At 62.9% G+C, this 4,858-nt stretch carries 6 protein-coding genes; 3 read left to right on the top strand and 3 right to left on the bottom strand.

The window, feature by feature from the left end:
- Window positions 1-539: 539 nt before the first annotated feature.
- Both G3446_RS25640 and G3446_RS25635 read right to left on the bottom strand, forming a co-directional pair.
- Window positions 540-1,004, bottom strand: a complete 465-nt coding sequence (locus G3446_RS25640) for a hypothetical protein (RefSeq protein ID WP_164456505.1) — start codon at window positions 1,002-1,004, stop codon at window positions 540-542.
- A gap of 530 nt (window positions 1,005-1,534) precedes the next feature.
- On the bottom strand, window positions 1,535-2,548 hold the full coding sequence (locus tag G3446_RS25635; RefSeq protein ID WP_164456504.1) for an RpnC/YadD family protein: 1,014 nt from the start codon (window positions 2,546-2,548) through the stop codon (window positions 1,535-1,537).
- 121 nt (window positions 2,549-2,669) lie between these two features.
- On the opposite strand from G3446_RS25635, the gene G3446_RS25630 reads away from it, so the two are divergent.
- Entirely contained in the window at window positions 2,670-3,209 is a 540-nt protein-coding gene (locus tag G3446_RS25630) for an REP-associated tyrosine transposase (RefSeq protein ID WP_164456503.1), read from the top strand.
- A gap of 212 nt (window positions 3,210-3,421) precedes the next feature.
- Here G3446_RS25630 and G3446_RS25625 read toward each other — a convergent pair whose 3' ends face one another.
- On the bottom strand, window positions 3,422-3,562 hold the full coding sequence (locus G3446_RS25625; protein ID WP_164456502.1) for a hypothetical protein: 141 nt from the start codon (window positions 3,560-3,562) through the stop codon (window positions 3,422-3,424).
- A 141-nt stretch (window positions 3,563-3,703) separates the two neighbouring features.
- Between G3446_RS25625 and G3446_RS25620 the strand changes: the two genes are divergently transcribed.
- Window positions 3,704-3,934 carry a tyrosine-type recombinase/integrase gene (locus tag G3446_RS25620; protein ID WP_342450246.1) on the top strand — a complete coding sequence of 77 codons (231 nt, stop codon included), beginning with the start codon at window positions 3,704-3,706 and terminating at the stop codon, window positions 3,932-3,934.
- Window positions 3,935-3,942: 8 nt separating this feature from the next.
- Complete coding sequence (locus tag G3446_RS25615; protein WP_245232777.1) at window positions 3,943-4,779, top strand: tyrosine-type recombinase/integrase; 837 nt, start codon at window positions 3,943-3,945, stop codon at window positions 4,777-4,779.
- Window positions 4,780-4,858: the final 79 nt, after the last annotated feature.

Here is a 4,858-nt window from a genome sequence, read left to right as displayed (position 1 = left end):
GTTGGGCTGAGCTACGAAGCCCAACATGGCGGCTAGCCTAACGCTTTCATTGTTGCCCCCCCTGCGTCGGCCCAACCTACACCAATCTGCGATCTTCGCGGTGCGCTTGGATTACTCGCACAGTCTCTATCGCTCTCCCAGCCTACCGGCTACCGGCCCAACTGATGGCCAAGGCCAGCACCCTCAACAGCGGCCATACTCGTCGGTCCATCGCGCCGCTCGCCAAGGTATTTACCGTCGCGATTGGCACATCGCCCTCGACACGGAGGCGACCACATGCCCCGCCGAGGAGGAGGATTGACGCCGGCTCGTAGCTCGCAGCTCGAGGATGGGTAGAGCGCGGCGAAACCCATCATTCCCCGCGCTGAAAGCTCGTCCCCATGCCCACAAACGATGAAAGTCACCCAGAGTTTGCCCTGGGCGCCATGCCTCGATGGGTTTCGTGACCGGTCAACGCCCGTACCAAAAATCAACATCAAACCGCGGTCACTCTACCCATCCTACCTCGTGGCTCATGCCCCTCACCACAGATCCCGGGGTCATCCGAGAAACCGCATGGCGGCGATGACTAGACCGGCACTCGTCGCGATGAAACCGATCAGCCACAGAAAATGTTGGTCGTGACGCTTGAGCATCTCGTCGAAGCGTTTATCGATCTGCTCGAAGCGCTTGTCGACCTGCTCGAAGCGCTTGTCGACCTGCTCGAAGCGCTTGTCCATATCCGTCCGCAGCGCCAGGAAGCGAGCATCCATATCTGACCTTAGCACCGCGAATTGCTCACTTAGCGCCGCAAAGCGCTCGTCCGACTGTTCGAAGCGAGCGTCCATCCGCGCAAAGCCTTCGCGCATCAGCTCCCGCTGGTGCTTAAGCTCCTCCTCCACACGCACCATGCGCTCGCGCAGCTCGACTTCGTAAACCACCGGCGGTCGGGCCAGGCTTTGCTCAGCCAGCCATTCTCCGAGATGGGCTTTGATGAAGGCAATGTCTTCCTCGGCAAGAGCCATGAACGAATCTCCTCGCGGTGCGCTCGCGCAATCACCGCAGTCTACCCGGCCGCATCAGGGGCGACAAACCGCCCAGTGGACGAAACGGAGAGTCCAGCAAGCTGGCCCCGAATCGTCCAACCGATCCGAATGTCGGTCATGCGATCAGCCGGTCCTGGCTAGACCGATGCTGGATCACGAAACCTGCCCTCGCCCCATACTCGACGGATGTTCAATGCGAGATCCCCAGTCCGCTCCACAGCCACGAGGATGGGTAGAGCGCAGCGAAACCCATCATCCCCCGCGCCGACCTCCCAGGCCCGCACCCAAACAAAAACGCCCCCGGTTTCCCGAGGGCGTTTCAGTCTGACATGCGAGTCAGTGGCTCGATGGGTTTCGTGACCAACCGGCGTCCGTGCCAAGGGGCAGCGTCATAGCGTGGTCACTCTACCCATCCTCCGTGCTCACCCAATCCACCAGCCGCACCACAGTGCCGCACGCTTTGCGAGCCTCCTCGGCCTCGATCAGCTTATGGGGTGCTGCTTCCAGCCTCAGTGGAAGATGGTCTCAGGGGTGTCGGCAGTGAGGATGCGCTCGGACCAGGCCTCTAGCTGCTCGGGCTCAGCCGATTCGATGCGTGCGCGGTAGGTCTCGGCTGAGTCAGGACCGAACTTACAGGCGAACTGGCGCAGCAGAATGGTCGCTTCGCCCTGCTGCACGCCCTGCTGCACGCCCTGCTGCAAGCCCTGCTGCAAGCCCTGCTGCACGCCCTGCCGCACACCCTTCTCGATCCCAGCCTGTTCAACGGTGGTCACATACGGCATACGTTGCTGCTCCTCGTAGGTATAGAGTGCTTGACGGAAGTCCGCTTCCAGCGCCTCAGGCAGGCGGATCATCCAGTCGATGAGTCGGAATAGCTCCAAGACCAAGGCGCGCTCATCGCCGCGCTCGTACATCAATCGGATCAGGCGGAATTTCCAGCCTTTGAGCTGCTCGACATCCTTGGTCAGCTTGGCGCGGAGCTGGGCCATGACCACCAGGGCGAAGACATTATCGCTGGCTTCCAGCTCGGCCCAGCGTTCCGGCTCGTCGTAGTCGAGCAGTTTGACCGTGGGAAAGTGGAGCTCAACCCGGCAGCCCCAGAGCGCGGCATGGTACTGCTGTGGACGGAAGCGACCATCGGCATCGGCGAGCACGGCCAGGCTAGCCACTGGCACCTGATAGGCGTCACGGATTCTATAATAATAGGTGAACATCCGCTCGGCGAAGGCGGTTTCCGGCTCGCCTTGCACCTCGACATGGATCAACACCCAGACCGCCGTGCCATCGCCTCGCGTGACGCCCACCAGCTTGTCGGCGTAGCGCCGGGTCGTCTTGGCCTCGCGCACGATCTGCTGGAATTCCTTGTCGAGAAACTGCACCCCTTGGGTCCAGTCGATCTCGGCATGGATGGCCGGGAACAGCAGCGCCAGAAACTCCGGGAAGAACTTCTCCAGGGCTTCTTTCCAGGGGCTGTCGTAGTCGTTCGCGGCGGTGGTGTCCGTGGATTGGGTGTCGGCTGTCATTTGGCGAGTGTCGTGGCTCGATGGGTTTCGTGACCAGGGGGCGTCCGTGCCAAGGGGCAGCGTCATAGCGTGGTCACTCTACCCATCCTACGGTGCTCGTGTGCGTTTCAGGGAGATCAGGATGACCAACTATCGGCGGATGCGGGTGGCGGGCGGAACGTATTTTTTCACCGTGAAGCTGCGTGATCCCGAGAGCCGGTTGTTGGTGGAGCAGGTCGCGGCATTGCGCGCGGCGTTTCGCGCCGTGATGACGGCGCGCCCGTTCACCATCGAGGCCATCGTGATCATGCCGAATCATCTGCATGCGCTGTGGACCTTGCCGCCGGGAGACAGTGATTACAGTACCCGTTGGCGTCACATCAAGGCGGCCTTCTCCCGCGCCATCCCGGAGGGCGAGCGGATCTCGGCCAGCCGTAGAGCCAAGGGCGAGCGCGGCATCTGGCAGCGGCGATTCTGGGAGCACACCATTCGCGACCAGCGCGGATTCAACAACAGGCTCGATTACATCCATTACAACCCGGTCAAGCACCAATACGTCGCGCACGTCCGAGCCTGGCCGTACTCCTCATTCCATCGCGCCGTTCGCCAAGGCATTTACCCCGCCGATTGGCCCGTCGACGGCAGCGCGCCATTCGACATCCCCGCCGACGAAGCCGATTAACCAAGCCACCACGTAGGATGGGTAGAGCGCAGCGAAACCCATCATCCCCCGCGCCGACCTCCCAGGCGCGCACTCAAACAAAAACGCCCCCGGTTTCCCGAGGGCGTTTCCGTCTGACATCCGGGTCAGTGGATCGATGGGTTTCGTGACCAGTCGGCGTCCGTGCCAAGGGGCAGCGTCATAGCGTGGTCACTCTACCCATCCTACCTTGCTCATTCCATCGCGCCGTTCGCCAAGGCATTTACCCCGCCGATTGGCCCGTCGGCGGCAGCGCGCCATTCGACATCCCCGCCGACGAAGCCGATTAACCAAGCCACCACGTAGGATGGGTAGAGCGCAGCGAAACCCATCATGCCCCGCTCCAATTTGCCAGGCCCGCACCCAAACAAAAACGCCCCCCGGTTTCCCGAGGGCGTTTCAGTCTGACATCCGGGTCAGTGGATCGATGGGTTTCGTGACCAATCGGCGTCCGTGCCGAGGGTCAGCGTCGTAGCGTGGTCACTCTACCCATCCTACCTTGCTACGCGCGCGCTGGTTTGCCCTATACCGGGGCGCATCTGCTACGCCACACCATGGCCAGCCGTCTGCTGGCGGGCGGCAGCTCGCTCAAAGAAGTCGCCGATGTCCTGCGTCACCGCTCGCTGGATACCACGCAGATCTACGCCAAGCTCGACAGCCGCACCCTCTCGACGGTCGCTTTGCCATGGCCGGGGAGGGAGGCATGAACAGCGGCATGACACTCCAAGCTCGGGTCGAGGATGACTTGGCCGAACGCCGCCGACTCGGCTACGGTCTGCGCACGACAGCGGGCGCACTCAGAAGCTTTGCCCGTTACGTTGACGCGCTTGAGCTCAGCGGGCCGATCAGGATTGACGTCATGAGCGCCTGGGCGCGACAAGCCAAGACGCATCGCGACGATCCCCGCACCTGGGCCCGGCGACTGAAGCGACTCCGCCCCTTTGCCCTCTGGATGCAGCAATTCGAGCCCGCCACCGAAGTGCCCGACAGTACGGTGTTCGGGCCCATCGGCTGGCGGCCCACCCCGCATATCTTCACCGAGCAGGAGGTCATCGACCTGCTGGCCGCCGCGCGGCGTCTTGAGCCGGATCTGCGTGGAGCGACCTATGAGGCGCTGTTCGGCTTGCTGGCGGCCACGGGTCTGCGCATTTCCGAGGCGGTGAATCTGACACAGGCGGACGTCGACCTGCAGGCCGGTCTGCTGACCGTGCGGGAGGCGAAGTTTGGCAAGTCCCGGTACGTGCCCCTGCATCCCAGTACGCGTGATGCCCTGCGCGACTATCGCCAGCGGCGCGATCTGCACATCACGCCGTCAGAGGAGACGCCCTTTTTCATCACCACCCGTGGCCGGCTGCTCGGCTGTGTCATGTCCCCGCGTCAAGTCGACCGAGTATTCGAGCAACTGCGTCAGCACTTGGGCTGGGTCAACCGCGGCTCGCACGCGGCGATCCGCGTCCATGATCTGCGGCATCATGCCGACAACCCGATTATGCCGAATCAAGCGGCCGGCGATCGGCCGGCGGCGCTCTGGCGTTGCTTGCGGTCGGCATAATTAGAGGCCTTCGAGGAAGGCCAGAAGCTGGTCATCGGGGCGGTAGCGAGCCGGTGTGACCCCGATGGGCGTGGTCCGA

Origin of the sequence: Thiorhodococcus minor, from assembly GCF_010820565.1 — a bacterium.
In the GTDB taxonomy this organism is placed as follows: domain Bacteria; phylum Pseudomonadota; class Gammaproteobacteria; order Chromatiales; family Chromatiaceae; genus Thiorhodococcus; species Thiorhodococcus minor.
Note: the sequence above shows the minus strand (reverse complement) of the source record. Positions and strands in the feature narration are given on the sequence as shown.

Coding starts and splice junctions, on each gene's coding strand:
- G3446_RS25615 (WP_245232777.1), top strand. CDS start 3,943: ATGACACTCCAAGCTCGGGTCGAGGATGACTTGGCCGAACGCCGCCGA.
- G3446_RS25640 (WP_164456505.1), bottom strand. CDS start 1,004: ATGGCTCTTGCCGAGGAAGACATTGCCTTCATCAAAGCCCATCTCGGA.
- G3446_RS25630 (WP_164456503.1), top strand. CDS start 2,670: ATGACCAACTATCGGCGGATGCGGGTGGCGGGCGGAACGTATTTTTTC.
- G3446_RS25625 (WP_164456502.1), bottom strand. CDS start 3,562: ATGATGGGTTTCGCTGCGCTCTACCCATCCTACGTGGTGGCTTGGTTA.
- G3446_RS25635 (WP_164456504.1), bottom strand. CDS start 2,548: ATGACAGCCGACACCCAATCCACGGACACCACCGCCGCGAACGACTAC.